Source organism: Flavobacterium galactosi (assembly GCF_048158585.1).
Classification (GTDB): domain Bacteria; phylum Bacteroidota; class Bacteroidia; order Flavobacteriales; family Flavobacteriaceae; genus Flavobacterium; species Flavobacterium galactosi.
In genome coordinates this window covers 366,249-386,127 of record NZ_JBLNKV010000001.1, presented here as the reverse complement: position 1 = coordinate 386,127, position 19,879 = coordinate 366,249, and the positions used below count along the sequence as shown (strand labels likewise).

General features: G+C 36.0%; 20 protein-coding genes. 11 read left to right on the top strand and 9 right to left on the bottom strand.

Translation table 11 applies throughout. The features are described 5' to 3' along the window. From ACM55M_RS01640 to ACM55M_RS01625, 4 genes are all read right to left on the bottom strand, one after another. Complete coding sequence (locus ACM55M_RS01640) at window positions 1-546, bottom strand: CopD family protein (RefSeq protein ID WP_416855724.1); 546 nt, start codon at window positions 544-546, stop codon at window positions 1-3. Further along, window positions 533-1,888, bottom strand: coding sequence for an MATE family efflux transporter (locus ACM55M_RS01635; protein WP_416855723.1), 1,356 nt, complete (start codon window positions 1,886-1,888; stop codon window positions 533-535). The genes ACM55M_RS01640 and ACM55M_RS01635 overlap by 14 nt, the downstream gene beginning before the upstream one ends. Then, window positions 1,889-2,944: a ferrochelatase gene (gene hemH / locus ACM55M_RS01630; RefSeq protein WP_416855722.1), complete on the bottom strand. Its 1,056-nt coding sequence runs from the start codon at window positions 2,942-2,944 to the stop codon at window positions 1,889-1,891. Between the two features lie 99 nt (window positions 2,945-3,043). Then, window positions 3,044-3,919 carry a helix-turn-helix domain-containing protein gene (locus ACM55M_RS01625; protein ID WP_416855720.1) on the bottom strand — a complete coding sequence of 292 codons (876 nt, stop codon included), beginning with the start codon at window positions 3,917-3,919 and terminating at the stop codon, window positions 3,044-3,046. A gap of 229 nt (window positions 3,920-4,148) precedes the next feature. Between ACM55M_RS01625 and hemA the strand changes: the two genes are divergently transcribed. From hemA to ACM55M_RS01570, 11 genes are all read left to right on the top strand, one after another. Then, the gene (hemA, locus tag ACM55M_RS01620; protein WP_416855719.1) at window positions 4,149-5,405 is read left to right on the top strand and encodes a glutamyl-tRNA reductase; all 1,257 of its coding nucleotides are present in this window, start codon (window positions 4,149-4,151) and stop codon (window positions 5,403-5,405) included. Further along, window positions 5,402-6,322, top strand: coding sequence for a hydroxymethylbilane synthase (gene hemC, locus ACM55M_RS01615; RefSeq protein ID WP_416856277.1), 921 nt, complete (start codon window positions 5,402-5,404; stop codon window positions 6,320-6,322). Before hemA ends, hemC begins: the two co-directional genes overlap by 4 nt. Beyond that, window positions 6,322-7,005 carry a uroporphyrinogen-III synthase gene (locus ACM55M_RS01610; protein WP_416855718.1) on the top strand — a complete coding sequence of 228 codons (684 nt, stop codon included), beginning with the start codon at window positions 6,322-6,324 and terminating at the stop codon, window positions 7,003-7,005. The genes hemC and ACM55M_RS01610 overlap by 1 nt, the downstream gene beginning before the upstream one ends. A gap of 22 nt (window positions 7,006-7,027) precedes the next feature. Beyond that, on the top strand, window positions 7,028-8,053 hold the full coding sequence (gene hemE / locus ACM55M_RS01605) for a uroporphyrinogen decarboxylase (protein WP_416855717.1): 1,026 nt from the start codon (window positions 7,028-7,030) through the stop codon (window positions 8,051-8,053). Between the two features lie 144 nt (window positions 8,054-8,197). Further along, window positions 8,198-8,578 (top strand): hypothetical protein, encoded by a 381-nt coding sequence (locus ACM55M_RS01600; protein ID WP_416855716.1) that lies wholly within the window; start codon window positions 8,198-8,200, stop codon window positions 8,576-8,578. Continuing rightward, window positions 8,578-9,492: an oxygen-dependent coproporphyrinogen oxidase gene (gene hemF, locus ACM55M_RS01595; protein ID WP_416855715.1), complete on the top strand. Its 915-nt coding sequence runs from the start codon at window positions 8,578-8,580 to the stop codon at window positions 9,490-9,492. The genes ACM55M_RS01600 and hemF overlap by 1 nt, the downstream gene beginning before the upstream one ends. A gap of 108 nt (window positions 9,493-9,600) precedes the next feature. After that, window positions 9,601-10,593: a porphobilinogen synthase gene (gene hemB, locus ACM55M_RS01590; protein WP_416855714.1), complete on the top strand. Its 993-nt coding sequence runs from the start codon at window positions 9,601-9,603 to the stop codon at window positions 10,591-10,593. 96 nt (window positions 10,594-10,689) lie between these two features. Beyond that, a complete protein-coding gene (locus ACM55M_RS01585; protein ID WP_416855713.1) occupies window positions 10,690-11,097 on the top strand; it encodes a c-type cytochrome in 408 nt (135 codons plus the stop codon). 222 nt (window positions 11,098-11,319) lie between these two features. After that, entirely contained in the window at window positions 11,320-11,790 is a 471-nt protein-coding gene (locus ACM55M_RS01580; protein WP_416855712.1) for a methylated-DNA--[protein]-cysteine S-methyltransferase, read from the top strand. 85 nt (window positions 11,791-11,875) lie between these two features. Next, complete coding sequence (locus ACM55M_RS01575) at window positions 11,876-12,589, top strand: 3'-5' exonuclease (RefSeq protein ID WP_416855711.1); 714 nt, start codon at window positions 11,876-11,878, stop codon at window positions 12,587-12,589. 78 nt (window positions 12,590-12,667) lie between these two features. Continuing rightward, window positions 12,668-14,107 carry a nucleoside recognition domain-containing protein gene (locus tag ACM55M_RS01570; RefSeq protein WP_416855709.1) on the top strand — a complete coding sequence of 480 codons (1,440 nt, stop codon included), beginning with the start codon at window positions 12,668-12,670 and terminating at the stop codon, window positions 14,105-14,107. 85 nt (window positions 14,108-14,192) lie between these two features. Here ACM55M_RS01570 and ACM55M_RS01565 read toward each other — a convergent pair whose 3' ends face one another. The 5 genes from ACM55M_RS01565 to ACM55M_RS01545 form a co-directional block, all read right to left on the bottom strand. Then, window positions 14,193-14,852 carry a CoA transferase subunit B gene (locus ACM55M_RS01565; protein ID WP_416855708.1) on the bottom strand — a complete coding sequence of 220 codons (660 nt, stop codon included), beginning with the start codon at window positions 14,850-14,852 and terminating at the stop codon, window positions 14,193-14,195. A gap of 2 nt (window positions 14,853-14,854) precedes the next feature. Continuing rightward, window positions 14,855-15,556: a CoA transferase subunit A gene (locus tag ACM55M_RS01560; protein WP_416855706.1), complete on the bottom strand. Its 702-nt coding sequence runs from the start codon at window positions 15,554-15,556 to the stop codon at window positions 14,855-14,857. Window positions 15,557-15,680: 124 nt separating this feature from the next. After that, a complete protein-coding gene (locus ACM55M_RS01555) occupies window positions 15,681-17,993 on the bottom strand; it encodes a penicillin-binding protein 1A (RefSeq protein ID WP_416855705.1) in 2,313 nt (770 codons plus the stop codon). 9 nt (window positions 17,994-18,002) lie between these two features. After that, window positions 18,003-18,482 carry a gliding motility lipoprotein GldH gene (locus ACM55M_RS01550; protein ID WP_416855703.1) on the bottom strand — a complete coding sequence of 160 codons (480 nt, stop codon included), beginning with the start codon at window positions 18,480-18,482 and terminating at the stop codon, window positions 18,003-18,005. Continuing rightward, window positions 18,466-19,746 (bottom strand): PSP1 domain-containing protein, encoded by a 1,281-nt coding sequence (locus ACM55M_RS01545; protein WP_416855702.1) that lies wholly within the window; start codon window positions 19,744-19,746, stop codon window positions 18,466-18,468. Before ACM55M_RS01545 ends, ACM55M_RS01550 begins: the two co-directional genes overlap by 17 nt. Between the last annotated feature and the right edge of the window lie 133 nt (window positions 19,747-19,879).

Below are 19,879 nucleotides of genomic sequence, written 5' to 3'. Positions count from 1 at the left end.
TTAAGATTGATTTCTTTCTCGAAATCGTTTGTAAAATTTAAAACCCAGCATAATCAAAACGGAAAATAGAAAGATTCCAATTACACCATAAATCCAATTGACCGCATCTTTAACAATGATTAAAAAAACGACCGCAAATAAAATTATGGTTGCGCCTTCATTCCACAACCGCATAAAGTTTGAAGTGTATTTTATGTCATCATTTTGCAAATGATTGTAAATTTTCTGGCATTTTCCATGATATAGATAAAGTGCAAAAACAAAGCCAAACTTGACTTGCATATAATCTAACTGAATTAAACTTGGATTCAGATAAAGTAATGAAAAGGCAAATGTACTCGCTAAAACAGCAGAAGGCCAGGTGATAATATACCACAAGCGATAAGTCATTATTTTGTATTGTTTTTGGAGAATTTCTTTCTCTGGCGATGGTTTTTGTGCCGCTTCAATTTGGTAAACAAACAAGCGAACAATATAAAATAATCCTGCAAACCATGTGATTACAAAGATGAGGTGTAAAGATTTTAGGTAATTATAATATTCCATCAGTAGTTTGAATCAATTTTGTGTTCATTTCTTTTTTTAGAAAATAGCCAGTTAGTATTGTTGATAAAATATCGGCAATGGGGAATGCAATCCACACTCCAAAAATACCTAAAAAATTTGGTAGAATCAGCACTAATGGAATTAGGAAAAATCCTTGTTTGCTTAATGTCAAAAGCAATGCTTTTTTTGCCTTTCCCGCAGCTTGAAAATAAGCAGCCCCGATCAACTGAATCGATATGATTGGCGAAGCCGCAAAAACCCAACGCAAAGCTTCGGGAGTTTGAGCAATCACTAATGAATCTGTGGTAAAGATGGCCACGATTGGTCTGGCAAAAATCAAAATGACAACAAAAATAAGCGTTGCTAAAAAAGCAGCGTATTTTATCGAAAGCTGGACACTTTCCTTGACCCTTTCGTAATTCATTGCGCCATAATTAAAGCCTGCAATGGGCAGAAATCCTTGCGTAATACCCAGAATCGGAAACAATGCAAACATCAACATGCGGCTAATAATTCCATAAATTACCACTGAATGCTCGCCACCGTAAGTATATAAAGTATGATTTATGATTATGGCTAAAATACTCACTACGCCTTGTCTTGAAAAAGTCACAAAACTGAGTTCGGTGATTTCTCTTACGATGGGAATTTTAAACTCAAAATGTTTCGCTTTTAACTTTAATTCACTTTTGAAAACAAAGAACCATAGCACAAATACAAAACACATGAAATAGGAAATTGCTGAAGCCAATGCAGATCCAAACATTCCTAAATTCATCACTTTTATAAAAAGAATGTCGAGTGCAATATTTACAAAAGCGGGAATAATCATGGCAATCATAGCAAATTTGGCTTTGCCTTCTGCACGAATAATATTGTTTCCCATCATGCAAAGTGCCAAAAACGGAACAGAAAGAATAATTGGAAAGAAAAATTCCTTGGCGGGTTTCATTATTTCTCCCTTGGCACCAAAAAGCAACAGCATTTCGTCGCTAAAAAACACACCAAAAAACACAAAAACAGAAGATAATAAAAAGGTCATCATGATTTGATTGCCAAAAACATGCAGTGCTTTTTCCTTGTGATTGGATCCCAAAGCTCTCGAAAGAACGGAGCCTCCGCCCACGCCAATTGCCATTCCTAATGATGAAATCAAGAAAGTAATTGGCAATACAACAGTTACTGCCGCAATGGCTAAAGAACCAATCCATTGTCCAACAAATATAGTGTCGATTAAAATATTAACCGACATGAATAAAATTCCAATAGAAGACGGAACTGCTTGTTTTATCAAGAGTTTTTTGATGTCTTGAGTTCCTAGTTCATCAGCGGTAACAGCCATTTAAGCGTTTATTTTTTCTGAGTCGACTTTAACTGACATAGATGTGTTGGACCAATTCGTAATCCAATTACTCACGGTTTTACACCAATCATCGCTATCGTTTAAACAAGGAATTGCCAAGAACTCTTCACCTCCGTGTTCTTTAAACTGATGATTAGCTTCCATCGCAATTTCTTCCAAAGTTTCCAAACAATCGGATACGAATGCGGGTGTTACAACGGCAAGTTTTTTAATGCCGCGTTCAGGCATTTTATTTATTTCCACATCTGTGTAAGGTGTCAGCCATTTGTCTCCTGCCAGTCTCGACTGAAATGTCTGACTGTATTTCCCTTCCGGAATTCCCAGTAATTTTACGACTTGTTTTGTGGTTTCGTAACATTGGTGACGGTAGCAAAATTCATGTGCCGGTGAAGGCGTGTTGCAACAAGAACCGTCAATTTTACAATGTGATTTGGTAATATCCGTCTTGCGAATGTGACGCTCCGGAATTCCGTGGTAGGAGAATAATAAATGATCGTAATCAAAACCTTTTAAATGATCTTTGATAGAATCGGCTAGGTTTTTTAAATAGTCCGGTTTGTTGTAAAATGCAGGAACGATAGTAAATTTCATTTCCGGAAAGTGCTTTTTACGCAATTCTTCGGCCAGTTCCAGAATGGTAGTCGTGGAAGCCATCGCATGTTGTGGATACAATGGAAAAAGTAGTACTTCATTTACGCCCTTATGATGTAGTTCTTGTAAACCAGATAATAAAGACGGATTTCCATAACGCATCGCTAAGGAAACAGGAATGTCAACTAATTGTTTTACTTTGGCGTGCATTCTTTTGGAAATAACCACCAGCGGAGAACCTTCGTCCCACCATATTTTTGCGTAAGCGGCAGCTGATTTTTTTGGCCTTGTTTGCAAAATTATTCCACGAACTAATAATGCTCGTAACAAAAACGGAACGTCAATTACGTATTTGTCCATTAAAAATTCATCTAAATAGGGTTTTACATCTTTTGGAGTTGGACTTTCTGGAGAACCAAGATTTACTAATAATACACCTTTCATGTTATCTTTTTTTGTTGGTACAAAAGTAAATAAACTTACTTTTTTATAAATTGGGATTAACTATTTTTTATTTATTGTTTAATATAAGAAATCAATTATTTACTGCGTATTTGGATTGATTGACATCAAATATTTTTTGGGCGTGGTTGCAAATTTCTTTTTGAATGCCGCTATAAAATGACTTCCGGTGCTGTACCCAATTTTCAATCCTACTTCGTTTACATTATACGAACCACTGTCCAGTAATTTTCGGGCAAAATCCATTTTGTAGTCAAATAGAAACCCATAAACCGTATCACCATAAATTTGTTTGAAACCCATTTTTAGTTTCTTTAGATTCAAACCTATTTCATCCGCCAATTCCTGTAATCCTGGTGGTTCGGCCATATTAGCAATAATAATTTCTTTGGCTTTTTTAATTTTCATTACATTGTCCTCGTCTATTAAAAAAGGACATTGTTCCGCGTTTGGATCTTCCGTCCGGTTGAAATACAAACTCAATAATTCATATCCTTTCCCTTTATAATATAGGTTTTTGATGGAAGGATGCAAACTGTAATGAAACAATTGAGATAAAACAATTGCCATTGACGGACTGATATTTCCCTCGTTATAATATTTTTTGTCCTTATTGTCAGCACTTAAAAAAGTAATGTAATCGGCTTCTGTCGAAAACAAAGCGTGGAACTTTTTGATCGAAATAATAACAGAAATCACCCAGGAATTTGGCGCCAGCTCCAGATTTAAAGGCAATTCTTTCTGAGGATTGTATAAGAGCAATGATTTTTCTTCTTTTAATTCCAAAGCATAATTCCCTTGATTGAAGATGAACTTGGCACTTCCTTTTAATCCAAAATGAAACTGAATCAAACCACTGCCCACTTCACGCTGCGCATTGAAAGTATCAATACTGTCATTTTGAAAACGAATCAGGGTAAAATCATCTTCTATTTTTATAATTTCCTGAGAACCCATAGCGATATTTTTTTAATATGAAAATGATATTTATCAGATGTTTTTATTTAGAACAGCTCTAAATAAAGCGATTCAAACAACTTGATTTCATTACAAAAATAGAATTTTTTACAATAAAATAAGCAATTAGAATCAAAAAATCATTTAACGATACAAAAAGAACTTCTAGCGTTACTTTTATAAATACTATAGTGATAATTTTGTCTCACTTTCTGGTAAAGTGCAAAATATGGAAAACAATAACACATCAAAGCATCATTATTTTTACTCCGTTGGATTGAGTTATAAAAAAGCAGATGCTGAGATTAGAGGGAAGTTTAGTTTAGATGCTGCTGCAAAAACGCGTTTATTGGAGCAAGCCAAAACTGAGGGAATAGAAAGTTTAATAGTTACTTCTACCTGCAACCGAACCGAAATTTACGGTTTCGCGGAGCATCCTTTCCAATTAATCAAATTAATTTGCGAAAACAGTCAAGGTTCTGTTGAAGCATTTCAAAAAGTTGGGTTTGTTTATAAAAACCAAGAAGCGATAAGTCATTTATTTCGCGTAGGAACCGGTTTGGACAGTCAAATCTTGGGTGATTTCGAAATTATTGCTCAAATAAAATCCAGTTTTGCACAATCAAAATCTTTTGGTTTAGCCAATACTTTTATGGAAAGATTGGTGAATGCCGTTATACAAGCCAGTAAAAAGATAAAAACCGATACGGAGATTAGCTCTGGTGCTACTTCGGTTTCTTTTGCGGCGGTTCGATATATTATCAACAACGTAGAAGACATTGGAAATAAAAATATTCTATTATTTGGTACTGGTAAAATTGGTAGAAATACCTGTGAAAATTTAGTAAAACATACTAAAAATGAGCATATCACTTTAATTAACAGAACGAAAGCCAAAGCTGAGGAGCTAGCCGGAAAATTGAATTTAATTGTAAAAGATTATTCGGAATTGCATCTTGAACTGCAAAAAGCAGATGTTGTTGTAGTGGCTACCGGCGCTCAAAATCCTACGGTCGATAAAGCCATTCTGAATTTGAAGAAACCATTATTGATTCTGGATTTATCCATTCCGAAAAATGTGAATGAGGATGTGGAAGAAATTGAAGGCGTTACGCTAATTCACATGGATTATTTGTCACAACTAACGGATGAGACTTTAGAAAATAGAAAAAAACACATCCCTGCTGCCGAAGCTATCATTGAAGAAATAAAAGAAGAATTTATTACTTGGACCAAAGGCAGAAAATTTGCTCCAACAATCCATGCTTTAAAAGCAAAATTGAACGCTATAAAAATATCCGAATTGGATTTTCAAAGCAAGAAAATTTCAAATTTCAATGAAGAACAAGCAGAGATTATCAGCAATAGAATTATCCAAAAAATAACCACACATTTTGCAAACCATTTAAAAGATGATGATACCATGGTAGATGAAAGTATCGAATGGATTGAGAAAGTTTTTAAAATTGGAGCGACTACAAAATAATGAATAAAACCATACGAATAGGAACACGCGATAGTGAACTCGCGCTTTGGCAAGCCCATACTGTCGAAAAAAAGCTAAACGATTTAGGGTATAAAACCGAAATCATAGCGGTAAAATCACAAGGAGATATTCTTCTCGACAAACCACTTTACGAATTAGGAATTACAGGAATTTTTACCAAAACACTGGATATCGCTATGATTAATGGTCAGGTCGATATTGCAGTGCATTCCATGAAAGATGTACCTACGGCTTTGCCAATAGGAATTGTGCAAGCAGCTGTTCTGGAAAGAGCCAATACTTTGGATATTTTGGTATACAAAGGAAATCTTGATTTTCTTAACGGAGAAGGAACAATTGCAACAGGCAGTTTGCGTCGTCAGGCACAATGGTTAAATAAATATCCCAATCACAAAGTAGTAGATTTGCGTGGAAACGTAAACACCAGAATGCAGAAATTGCAGGAAAGTGATTGGAATGGAGCTGTTTTTGCGGCAGCAGGACTGGAAAGAATCAACTTGAAACCTTCCAATTATATTGATTTGGATTGGATGATTCCGGCGCCGGCTCAAGGTGCAATGGTAATTGTAGCCATGGCAAATGATGATTTTTGCAGAGAGGCAGTTTCTGAATTGAATGATATTGAAACTGAAGTGTGTACCCATATTGAAAGACAGTTTCTGAAAACACTCGAAGGTGGATGTACGGCACCAATTGGCGCTTTAGCTGCTTTTGTTGAAGATGATATTTGGTTTAAAGGTGTTTTATTTTCTATCGATGGAAAGCAAAAAATCGAAATCGAAAAAACTGTTCCGATGCAAGAATGGAAGAAACTAGGCTTTTATTGTGCCAAAGAAATTTTAGAAAATGGCGGAACGGAACTGATGACAGAAATTAAAATTAATTTGAAGAAATAATGAGTCAAACAAGCATTTTATCCACCAAAACATTGTCGGCAGAACAAAGGCAAGTATTTATTGATGCTAATTTTGATCTTTTAGAACAAGATTTCATCGAAATTAAAAACAACCTTTTTGAACTGAATAAAATCAACAACAACTTAATTTTTAGTAGCCAAAATGCTGTTTTAAGTTTGATAGAACAAAACGGTTGGGAAGTTTTAAAGACTAAACCTGTTTTTTGTGTAGGTATTAAAACTAAGGAATTACTGGAATCGCATGGCTTTACAGTTGATGTTTATTTGGATTACGCATCTGAATTAGCCGAAATAATCACTTTAATTTACAATAAAGAAAGCTATACTTTTTTAAGCGGAAATTTGCGTAAAGAAACGTTGCCTGAAGCATTAAAAAGTGCAGGAATAACTTTTAACGAAATCGAAGTTTATCAAACAACACTTGCGCCTTTTAAAATATCAGACCAAGAAAATTTTGACGGAATTATGTTTTTTAGCCCATCTGCCGTTGAAAGTTATTTTACAAACAATAAAATCAAGAATGAAGTTTGTTTTTGCGTAGGCACTACTACAGCATCAGCATTAGAAACAAAGAAAATTAAAAACATAGTAATTGCCGAAACACCAACTATCGAAGAGGTGATTTTGGAAGTTATTGAATATTATACACCGGAAAGCATCTAGGAATCTGCTAAAATTTAAATACATGATTAAGAACGAACTATTTTTAAGAGCACTAAAAGGAGAAACAGTACAACGCCCACCAGTTTGGATGATGCGTCAAGCGGGAAGATATTTACCGGAATTTATCGCTTTGCGTGACAAGTATGATTTTTTCACCCGTTGTCAAACTCCAGAATTAGCTGCTGAAATCACCGTACAACCGATACGCAGAATTGCTCCGGATGCTGCGATTTTATTTTCGGATATTTTGGTCATTCCGCAGGCCATGGGAATTGAGGTGTTGATGAAAGAAAACTTTGGTCCGTTTTTACCAAATCCTATTCGTACGATTCAAGATGTGGAGAAAGTAATTGTTCCTGATGTACATGAAACATTAGGATACGTTTTTGATGCTATCAAATTGACCAAAGAAATGTTGAATGATGAGGTGCCATTAATTGGTTTTGCAGGTTCTCCTTGGACAATTATGTGTTACGCTGTGGAAGGGAAAGGTTCTAAAAGTTTTGACATGGCCAAAGGATTTTGTTTTCAACATCCAGAAGCAGCGCATGTTTTATTGCAAAAAATTACCGACACCACTATTTTATACTTGAAAGAAAAAGTGAAAGCGGGAGTAAACGCTGTCCAGATCTTTGACTCTTGGGGCGGAATGCTTTCACCGGTTGATTATCAGGAATTTTCATGGAAATACATCAACCAAATCATTGAAGCTTTAGCTGATGATGCACCGGTAATTGTTTTCGGAAAAGGATGTTGGTTTGCATTAGGCGAAATGGGAAAAAGTAGAGCTTCAGCACTTGGAGTGGATTGGACGTGTTCTCCACGAAATGCACGATACTTGTCTGGAGGAAACATCACGTTGCAAGGAAATTTTGATCCGTCAAGATTGTTGTCTCCAATTCCGGTGATTAAGAAAATGGTTCATGAAATGATTGATGAATTCGGAAAAGACAAATACATCGTGAATTTAGGTCACGGAATTTTACCAAATATTCCTGTGGATCACGCGAAAGCGTTCATTGATGCAGTTAAGGAGTATAATCAATAGTAAACATTGTTCAGAGAACTGGACTAAAGTCCAACCTTACAAAATGTACCGAGCCGATGGCTCTCAGAAGTACGTAAAAGTTCCATAGGAACGGCGTGTCTTGTAGCAACGGATTTTATCCGTTGAATAATAAATAATTAAACAATGCTAAACAAAGGATTACGAGACCAGGAAAGTATTCGAATAGACAATGTGCTAAAGACATTGCTTTCTATAGTTTTTGTGCCTAAGTCTTGGAATTTAGAAGATAAAACAAACATAGAAGATCAATTGAAAGACTTTGGATTAAACATTCAAAGTCTGATCGATTGTAATGAAAAGGATTTAATTACACATTTATTACGTTGTCACTTGGATTGGAATCAGCTAGAACAATTTGCTGATTTTTTAGTGATTGGTTCGAAAGACAATCCGTTTGATTTTTCTGAAAAAGCGATTGCCATTTACAATTACATTCAAAAGGAAAGCAAAATATTTTCGTTTGGAATCAATAGTAAAATAGCCGCTGCAAAAGCAAATTTATAATGAAACAACAATTCTATCAATACATACTAAACCTTCAAGACCAAATCTGTAAAGGTTTGGAAGCTGTTGAAGGTCAAGCCAAATTCCGTGAAGACCTTTGGGAACGTCCGGAAGGCGGAGGAGGAAGAACACGCGTGATAGAGAACGGAAAAGTTTTCGAAAAAGGCGGGGTTAATATTTCGGCAGTTCACGGAAAATTACCGGAAGCCATGCAGAAAATGTTCAATGTAGGCGAAGCTGATTTTTTTGCCTGCGGATTAAGTTTGGTCTTGCACCCAAAAAGCCCAATGGTTCCTACAGTTCATGCCAATTGGCGCTATTTCGAAATGTATGATGATAACGGAAATGTGATTCAGCAATGGTTTGGTGGCGGACAAGATTTAACACCGTATTATTTGTTTGAAGAAGATGCCATTCATTTTCATCAAACCTGTAAAACCGCTTGTGATAAACACTCCCGAAGCGTCGGGACAGAGTTTTATCCAAAATACAAGAAACAATGTGATGCTTATTTCTGGAACGCACATCGTAATGAAGCCCGTGGAATTGGAGGATTATTTTTCGATTATTGTAAAGCAACTCTAGAAATGAACATGCAAGATTGGTTCAATTTCGTATCCGAAGTGGGGAATAGTTTCCTCGAAGCGTATGTCCCAATTGTAGAAAAAAGAAAAAATTTACCGTATACTCCAGAACAAAGAACGTGGCAGGAAATCCGTCGTGGTCGCTATGTAGAGTTCAATTTGGTTCACGATAAAGGCACTTTATTTGGTTTAAAAACTAACGGAAGAATCGAAAGTATCCTGATGAGTTTGCCACCACATGTGCAATGGGTGTACGATCATCATGCAGAAGCCGGAAGCGAAGAAGAAAAATTAGTAAACGTATTAGAAAACCCAAAAAATTGGATTTAAATACTTTAACCATTAAGAGATTAAGAAAAATTAAGTTTAAATCTTAATGAACCTTAATTTCTTAATGGTTCAAAAAATAAATTAAAGTTTAACTTTAAACTAAAAAATATGTTCCCATTACACAGAGGCAGAAGATTAAGAACTAATGAATCCATTAGAAGTTTAGTTCGCGAAACCAGTTTAAGTCCATCGGATTTTATGTTTCCAATGTTTATTGCGGAAGGCGAAAATGTGCAAGTGGAAATCGCGTCCATGCCGGGTATATTTCGTCGTTCTATCGATTTAACCGTAAAAGAAATCAAAGAATTATTCGATTTAGGCATTCGTGCGGTCAATATTTATGTAAAGGTCAGTGAAAATTTAAAAGACAATACGGGACTGGAAGCTTGGAATCCAAACGGATTGATGCAAAATGCCATTCGTGCCATCAAAGCCGCTTGTCCGGAAATGATTGTAATGCCTGATGTGGCTTTGGACCCTTATTCTATTTATGGTCATGACGGAATTATTGCAAACGGCGATATAGAAAACGATTCGACTGTGGATGCTTTAGTCAAAATGGCTGTTTCTCATGCGCAAGCTGGTGCCGATTTTGTAGCGCCCTCGGATATGATGGACGGACGTGTGTTGCGTTTGCGCGAAGGTTTAGACGCTGCCGGTTTTCATAATGTAGGCATCATGAGTTATTCTGCAAAATATGCCTCTGCTTTTTACGGACCATTTCGCGATGCATTAGACAGCGCTCCAGTTGATGCAACTGAAATTCCAAAAGATAAAAAAACATACCAAATGGATTATGCCAATCGCATTGAAGCCATCAAAGAAGCGTTATGGGATGTGGAAGAAGGTGCCGATATGGTGATGGTGAAGCCCGGAATTGCCTATTTAGACATCGTTCGTGAGGTTAAAAATGCGGTAAATGTTCCCGTAACGGTTTATCATGTTTCAGGAGAATACGCGATGATTAAAGCTGCTGCCGAAAGAGGTTGGCTCGACCATGACAAAATCATGATGGAACAATTAATGTGTATCAAAAGGGCAGGGGCAAGCTTGATTTCGACCTATTTTGCTAAGGAAGCAGCAGTACTTTTAAACAAGTAAAATTGAGATTTTTTTGATTCTAATAATTTTAATTCTTTTTTTTGATTTTAATTTCAAAAAATGATTTATTTTTGAGAAAACTAAAAAAAAACCAAAATGAAAAAAGTATTAATAATTGCAATTGCATTTTTAGCTTTTTCTTGTAAAAAACAAGAAGCTGAAAAACAATCCGAACCTGCAGCATCAGAGGCAGCACCTTCTGAAGGAATGGCAGAAGAAGTTCAAACACCAGAACAATTAGGAAAGCAAATTTTTGAAGGAAAAGGAACTTGTATCTCTTGTCATAAAACAGATGTAAAGTTAATAGGACCAAGTTTACAAGACATTGCCAAAATGTACAAAGAGAAAAATGGTAATATCGTTACTTTCTTGAAAGGGGAGAGCAAACCTATTGTTGATCCCGCTCAATATGCATTAATGCAACCAAATATTGTCCTTACAAAAACGTTTACTGACGAAGAATTACAGGCGTTAGAAGCTTATGTATATTCAAATCTGAAATAGATTTTTATTATCGTCGAAATATGGAGCTAATCCCGCTATCATTCCAATCTTTTATTTTTTAAAGAAAAAAATAAAAGGATTTTCCCTTCTATCGGGGCTAAAACACAAGAACCATTCGTGTAATCGAATGGTTTTTTTATTTCTAATACGATTCGATTTTATTTTTTTACAACTTTGTGTCTTCTACAGGAACATTGCGGTTAATTTTTTTATCTTTAAAATATGGAAACAGCTTATATTAAAACTCCTTTAGGAATTGCAACAATCATGGGCGATGAAAATGGTATTTCGGTGATTTCAGTTACTGATGAAGGAACTGTTTCATCAGTAATCCCAACTGTTTTACAAGAAGTAGTCTCGCAACTCAACGATTATTTTGATGGAAAAAGAACGGGTTTTGATTTTACCATGAATCCAAAAGGAACTGATTTTCAACAAAAAGTGTGGAAAGGATTACTGGAAATTCCATTTGGGAAAACCATGTCTTATATGGATTTATCTAAAAGATTAGGCGATGTCAAAGCGATTCGAGCAGTGGCTTCTGCCAATGGAAAAAACCCGCTCTGGATTGTCATTCCCTGTCATCGAGTTATTGGAACTGATGGTTCACTTACAGGGTATGCAGGTGGTTTATGGCGTAAAAAATGGCTATTGGAACACGAAAATCCAACCACACAACAAAGTTTGTTTTAAAATAGAGCCTTAGATTTTAAAAGCCCAATATAGTCTAATAATCTAAAATGTCTAAAAATCTAAGAAGTCTAACAAAATCTAAAATATGATTGAAAAAATAAACCTCAATAATATCTTATTCCTCGACATAGAAACAGTTCCGGAAGCGGAAGATTTCAATGCATTAGATTCTGAAATGAAAGATCTTTGGGAACACAAAACCCAATACCAGCGGAAAGACGAATACAGTCCAGAGGATTTCTATGACCGTGCCGGAATTTGGGCTGAGTTTGGTAAAATTGTCTGTATCTCCGTAGGCTTTTTTACGATCAAAGGGGGTATTCGAAATTTTAGGGTGACTTCTTTTTTTGGAGAAGAAAAGAAAATTCTCCTAGATTTTAATAATTTATTAAACACTCATTTCAACCAACCGCAACATGTTTTGTGTGGTCATAATGCTAAAGAATTTGATATCCCATTTATCGCCAGACGAATGATTATAAACCAAATTGCTATTCCCAACAAACTGAACCTATTTGGAAAAAAACCTTGGGAAATATCACATTTAGATACGTTGGAATTGTGGAAATTTGGAGATTATAAACACTACACTTCTTTAAAGTTAATGTGTAAAGTACTTGGAATTCCTTCACCAAAAGGCGATATCGACGGCAGTCAGGTAGGACATGTTTTTTATGTTGATAAAGACATCGATCGAATTGTAACTTATTGTGAAAAAGACACGATTGCAGTAGCGCAAATTTTCCTTCGTTTGCGACGAGAAGATTTGTTGATTGATGAGGAGATTATTCATGTTTAAACTGTCGCAACCCAATCAGGGTTGAAAATCCTGATGAGGTTTGTTAATAAATATTTACATTTACAAAAATTATAAATTATGGTATTGAGTAGATTCTGGTTGGTTATTTTTATTTCAGCAATTGTATTTGTAGTGTTTAGTTTGTTTTCTGGAGACAGTTATACTATTGACCACGTTTTGAACGGAAAGAAAGATGATCCAATTCTGGTTTCGGAGAAATTTACCGAAGAACTTCCTGCTTTTATAAAAGACAGCATTAAGACAGCACCAGAACAAACCATGATTATCAATCGGGACACGCTGAATGCGGACACGACTTATGTTTATAAAAACAAAACCGTAAAAATTTACAGTGGTGTTCAAAAATCAGATGGTTTATTGCCAACGTGTAAAAGTACTTTACTAGAATTAATCCTGCCGCTGATGGCTTATTTGGCTTTTTTCTGTGGATTGATGGAGCTTTTAATCATTTCCGGAGCTTCTGGAAAGTTGGCTAAAGCATTGAGTCCTGTTTTTGTAAAAGTGTTTCCGAGTATTCCCAAAAACCATCCTTCTATTTCCTACATGACTTTAAACTTTGCGGCTAATTTTCTGGGCTTAGATTCTGCTGCAACTCCTTTTGGTCTAAAAGCCATGGAGAGTTTGCAAGAAATAAATCCAGACAAAGACAAGGCCAGTGATGCACAAATTATGTTCATGTGTTTGCATGCTTCGGGTCTTACTTTAATCGCTACTTCTATTATAGGATATCGTGCTGCAGCTAATGCAAGCAATCCTGCGGATGTAATGTTGCCTTGTATTATTACTTCTTTTATAGGAACAATTGCGGCTTTTCTGATAGTTGGAATCAAACAAAAAATAAATTTCAAAAGTGCTTCTTTGGTTATCGTATTGATAACATTAATAGCTGCAATTGTTGGTTTGTTGATGTATGTGAACCATTTGGATTTAATTGGAAAAAACTATTTTACCTCTAATCTTTCGGCTTTAATATTAATTGGAATAATTGCCTTTACCTTGATCTTTTCGTTTATTCATGAAAAAAAATTTACTGAAGCATCTACTACAGTTTTTGAAAGTTTTGTAGTGGGAGCCAATAATGGTGTGAAAACTGGCGTGACTATTTTTCCTTATGTATTGGGAATGTTGGTTGCCATTTCTTTATTCAGAAACAGTGGTTTATTTGAAATTATTAGCAATTGGATCGCTTTCATTTTTTCTAATATGGGAGTAAGTAAGGAAATTACGGACGCTTTACCAGTCGCTTTACTTCGTCCTTTTAGTTCGGCCGGATCAAGAGGATTTTTGATTGATTCGATGAACACTTTTGGGGCAGATTCCTTAACGGCAAGATTGAGCAGTATTTTTCAATGTAGTGCCGAAAGTACTTTTTATGTGATAGCAGTTTATTTTGGTTCAGTAAATATTAAAAATACTCGTTATGCACTAGGAACGATGCTTATAGTCGATTTGATTTGTGTGATTACGGCAATTTTTGTGGCGACTTGGTTTTTTTAAACTAAAAGTGGAGGAATTATAAAACATAAAACCACGAATTTCAAGATTGAAATTCGTGGTTTTATGTTTTATAAAAGTGTTGATTTTAATCAATAACCATCTCCGGAACGTCACCTTCAATAATTAAATTTGCTTCAGTGGAAGCAATAATATGTTCTACGGTTACACCTGGTGCGCGTTCCAAGAGTTTGAAACCTTGTGGAGTTATTTCTAAAACGGCTAATTCAGTAACTATCTTTTTGACACAACCTACACCAGTTAGCGGTAAAGTGCATCTTTTAAGAATTTTTGATTCTCCGGCTTTGTTTACGTGCATCATGGCAACAATAATGTTTTCGGCAGAGGCAACTAAATCCATTGCACCACCCATTCCTTTGACCATTTTACCTGGAATTTTCCAGTTGGCAATATCACCGTTTTCTGCAACTTCCATAGCACCTAGGATTGTCAAATCAACATGTTGCCCACGTATCATTCCAAAACTGAATGCTGAGTCAAAGAAACTTGCTCCGGGCAAGGTAGTTATCGTTTGTTTTCCTGCGTTGATTAAATCAGCGTCTTCATCGCCTTCAAAAGGGAACGGACCCATTCCCAGAACGCCATTTTCACTTTGAAATTCAACGTCAATTCCTTCTGGAACATAATTAGCCACTAATGTTGGAATTCCGATTCCGAGATTCACATAATAGTTGTGTTTTAATTCTTTGGCAATGCGTTTTGCAATTTGATTTTTATCTAAAGCCATAATTAGAAAATTTTTCTCACGGTTCTTTGTTCAATTCTTTTTTCATAATTCACGCCTTGAAAAATTCTATTTACAAGTATCCCTGGAATATGAATTTCATTTGGATCTAAACTTCCTGCAGGCAATAATTCTTCTACTTCTGCAACAGTAATTTTTGCTGCTCCGGCCATACAAGGATTGAAGTTTCTTGCAGTTCCTTTGAATATTAAGTTTCCGGCTTCGTCACCTTTCCATGCTTTTATAATGGCAAAATCAGCTTTGAAGGCCAATTCCATGACATGCATTTTTCCATTGAATTCGCGTGTTTCCTTACCTTCGGCTACTTCAGTTCCAAAACCGGCAGGTGTGAAAAAAGCAGGAATTCCCGCTTGTGCTGCACGACAACGTTCCGCAAGTGTTCCTTGTGGAATTAGATCCACTTCGAGTTCACCGGAAAGCATTTGACGTTCAAATTCAGCATTTTCTCCTACATAGGAAGAAATCATTTTCTTGATTTGACGCTTTTGCAAAAGCAATCCAAGTCCAAAATTATCAACACCGGCATTGTTGGAAATGCAGGTTAAATCCTTGTTTTCTTTTTTTACTAATTCGGCAATGGAGTTTTCGGGGATTCCACAGAGTCCAAAACCGCCCAGCATTATGGTCATTCCGTTTTCAATGCCTTGCAGTGCATCTTGAACGGTATTTACTTTTTTATTGATCATAGTATGTTTTTTAGCCCAGATGGAAACGGCATCCTTTCTAGTACTGAACTGGTTTCAGGATTCTGAAACCAGTTCAGTACTAGAAAGATATAGTGTACAGCTGGAATAGCTCCTAATAAAAATTTTACAATTCAAATTCTTCAGTGTCCTGTTGGACATCAGTAGTGTCTTTTACGACGGCTCTTGGCGTATAACAATCTACTTTTATAGAAAGATTTGCGGGTCTGTCAAAATCGCTTTTGGATACATGAAGACCTGGATCGGCATAGCAAAGTTTCATGAAATAACCCCAAACAGGAAGTGCTGCAGTTGCTCCTTGACCATACGTAATGCTTTTGAAACGAGCTGAACGATCCTCGCAGCCTACCCAAACTCCAGTTACAAGATTAGGAACCATTCCCATAAACCAACCATCAGACTGGTTTTGAGTGGTACCCGTTTTACCAGCGATAGGGTTTCTGAATGAATAAGGATAACCGGTCCAACGATTGTCACCGCTTCCGCCACCTGTTGTTCGCAAACGATCACCTGAACCGCCTTCGGTTACACCTTCTAATAATTTGATGACTGCAAAAGCGATGTCTTTATTTAAAACATCATGTGATTCCGGGATTGGTTCGTAGATCACCACACCACTTTTGTCTTCAATTCTTGTTATAAATTGCGGTTTCATGTAAACCCCTTGATTGGCAAAAGTACTGTAAGCAGCTACCATATCCTCGACGGTTATTTCTACAGCTCCCAAAGCAATGGAAGGCTGTACTGGAATTTCGGATTTCACACCTAATTTATGGGTTAATTCTACAACCGCTTCTGGACCAGTTTTGTCAATTAACTTTGCTGATACGGTGTTTATAGAGTTCGCTAAACCTCGTTTTAAAGTAACCATTCCGCGGTATCTATTGTCAGAGTTTTTTGGTTCCCAGTCTTCGGTAACATGATGGCGCCCTTTTCGAATCATAAAAGGACCATCCAGAATAGAATCGCAGGGAGACATGTTCAGTTGCTCAATAGCTGTGGCGTAAACAAAGGGTTTAAACGTTGATCCTACTTGTCTTGCTCCTTGTCCTACGTGATCGTATTGAAAATATTTATAGTTGATACCGCCCACCCAAGCTTTTACATTACCCGTTTGCGGCTCCATAGCCATCAATCCGGATTGTAAAAAGTGTTTGTAATAACGGATGGAATCTAGTGGCGTCATTATAGTGTCTCTTTCTCCTTTCCAAGAAAAGACGGTCATTTTTGCTTTTTCGCTGAACGATTTTATAATTTCTTCCTCACTTTTATCATTTGCCTTCATAACCTCCCAACGGTGCGAAGATTTCATAGCCTGATTCAGAATTCGTTGTGTTTCTACAGAGGAGATATTGACAAAAGGAGCGTTTTTATTGCCTTTAGATTGAATAAAAAACTCTTCCTGAAGGTTTGCCATATGTGCCGAAACGGCTTCTTCAGCATGTAATTGCATTCTTGAATCAATAGTGGTGTAGATTTTTAAACCATCTTTGTAAATGTCATAATCAGAACCATCCGGTTTTTTATTTTCTTCGGCCCATTTTTTCATGTAATCACGTAAATATTCTCTGAAATAAGTAGCGGTACCGTCTTTATGTGTTTCTAATTTGAAATTTAATTTGATGGGTAAACTTTGTAATTTTACTTTTTGTTCGTCGGTAATTATATTTCCTTTTTCCATTTGCAAAAGCACGACATTTCTGCGATTTTTTACCCCTTCCGGATTTCTTACCGGATTGTATAAACCCGAATTTTTAAACATTCCAACTAATATTGCCGACTCGTCAATGGTCAAATTTTTTGGTTCTTTTGAAAAATAAGTTTTTGCCGCAGAACTTACTCCAACTGAATTATTACCAAAATCATATACGTTACAATACATGGCAATGATTTCATTTTTAGTGTATTGTCTTTCTAATCGAATAGCGATAATCCATTCTTTTATTTTTTGTACAATTCTAAAAGGTAAAAATTTAGAACCTTCTCCGTGGAATAATTGTTTGGCTAATTGCTGTGTCAATGTACTCGCCCCTCCACTGGTTCCTAAACTTGCAATGGCTCTCAAAGTTCCTCTGCCATCAATACCGGAATGTTCATAAAAACGAGCATCTTCAGTAGCTACCAGTGCCTGAACTAGGTTTTTTGGTAAGTCAGAATATTTTAATTGCGATCTATTTTTTTGAAAATATTTACCCAAAACTACTCCATCTGCTGAAATAATTTCTGTGGCTAAGTTTGAATCGGGATTTTCTAAATCTTCAAAGGAAGGCATCGAACCAAAAAGTCCCCATGAAGCAAATAAGAAAAACAAACCGATAGCGCCCATTCCATAAAAGAAAATTTTCCAAAACTTCTTTTTGTAGTAGGTTATATCTTTATCTATGTTTTTTGTCTGATTGTTATTTTTTTTGATCGCCATAATACTTTCTTAATCTTTTTTTTCTATTCTAAAACCTACTTCAGTAATCCCGTCCAAAGCTGTCACGCCAGGAACTTTACCAGTCTCTCTGACTGCTTGTTTTATATGGACTTTATATTTTCCTTTAAACGTTGCATTTTCTTTAAAGTACAATTTACTTTCTTTTATATCCGAAAATCCATTACCTAGCAAGGTTCCATCAGGTTCTGCCATTTGGTATTCAAGTGTGTCCACTTTTGTGTACCCATTTGGTTTTTCCAGCGCCACAATCAAAAACAGGTTGTTGAATTGATAATTGTTGTTGTCTCTTAAATTGATAAACAAATTATATTGTTTTGTAGAGTCCAGTTCCGGTAAATCGAACGTTACAATGCTGTCTTTATGCCATGCGCTTCCAACAGATTTATATTTATCAAACACTCTTTTTTTATCACAGGAGAAAAAAAGAATTGCCACCAAAAGAAGTAAAGCGCTATTTTTTAGCCTCATTTTTAGTAATAATTATAGGTTTTCTTGGTTCAGTTGGTTTTGCAGCTACTGGTTTTTTTTCATTTGGAGCCTGACGATTATTATTGTTGTTGTTTGCAGGTTTGTTGGTGTTTGCCACAATTGCATTTTCACCGGCCGGTTTGCGTTTTTTATTCTGTTTTTTCTTTGGTTTTGGCTGGTCAAAACGAGTTAAACTTTCCTGACCCATCGCATTATTGAAGTTTTTCTCTGGTTCTACAACAATTTCTATAGCAAAATCTTCTAGTGAAGAGACTTTGTTTTTTAGTTTATTTTCGGCAACAATTTCTTTGACTTGTTCAATTTTCAGAACATGCCAATTAGCAAAATTATTGGTGTAAGCAAACCACATCAGTCCTTTGAAAATGTCTTGTTTTTGACAAATGGCATCCCCTTTTTCAGTTACTAATTTTGTTTCGAAATCTGGAAAATCTTTCAACGCATCCATGTAGGTATCTAACTCATAGTTCAAACAGCATTTTAATTTTCCGCATTGTCCTGCCAGTTTTTGTGGATTCAAAGACAGTTGTTGGTAACGCGCTGCAGAAGTATTTACACTTCTAAAATCCGTTAGCCAAGTGGAACAACACAATTCTCTACCGCAAGAACCAATGCCACCTAAACGAGCCGCTTCCTGACGGAAACCTACTTGTTTCATCTCAATTCGGGTACTGAATTCTTTAGCAAAATCCTTAATTAACGCCCGAAAATCGATGCGATCATTTGCAGTGTAGTAAAAAGTAGCTTTTGATCCATCGCCTTGAAATTCAATATCTGAAATTTTCATTTCCAGTTTTTGGGCAATTGCTAATTCACGAGCACGAACCTTCATAGGCTCTTCCTTGTCTCTTGCCGTTGACCAAATATCGATGTCTTTTTGGGATGCTTTTCTATAGATTTTAGGAACATCATTGCTTAAATGATTCACTCCTTTTTTCTTCATTTGAATTTTTACCAATTCGCCTGTCAAAGTTACAATTCCTATGTCGTGTCCTGGTGAAGCAACGGTGGCAACGATGTCGCCCATGCTTAACGTTAATTTCTCCGTGTTGCGATAAAATTCTTTTCTCCCGTTTTTGAAACGTACTTCAACACAGTCAAATGGAGCATCGCCATTAGGTAAACTCATATTAGAAAGCCAATCGAAAACAGTTAATTTATTGCAGCTATCGGTGCCGCAAGTCCCATTATTTTTACAACCCTTAGGTGCGCCACCATCAGAAGTTGAACAACTTGTACATGCCATAATTTTATATGTAGTGTTGTGACTGGCACAACTTAAGTTCTTAAAACGATTAATGTGTAAAGATAGTATTTTTTAGTTTTAAGTCGCAACGGATAAAAGCACCAATAAATCATAAATATTTAATAAAAAAAAC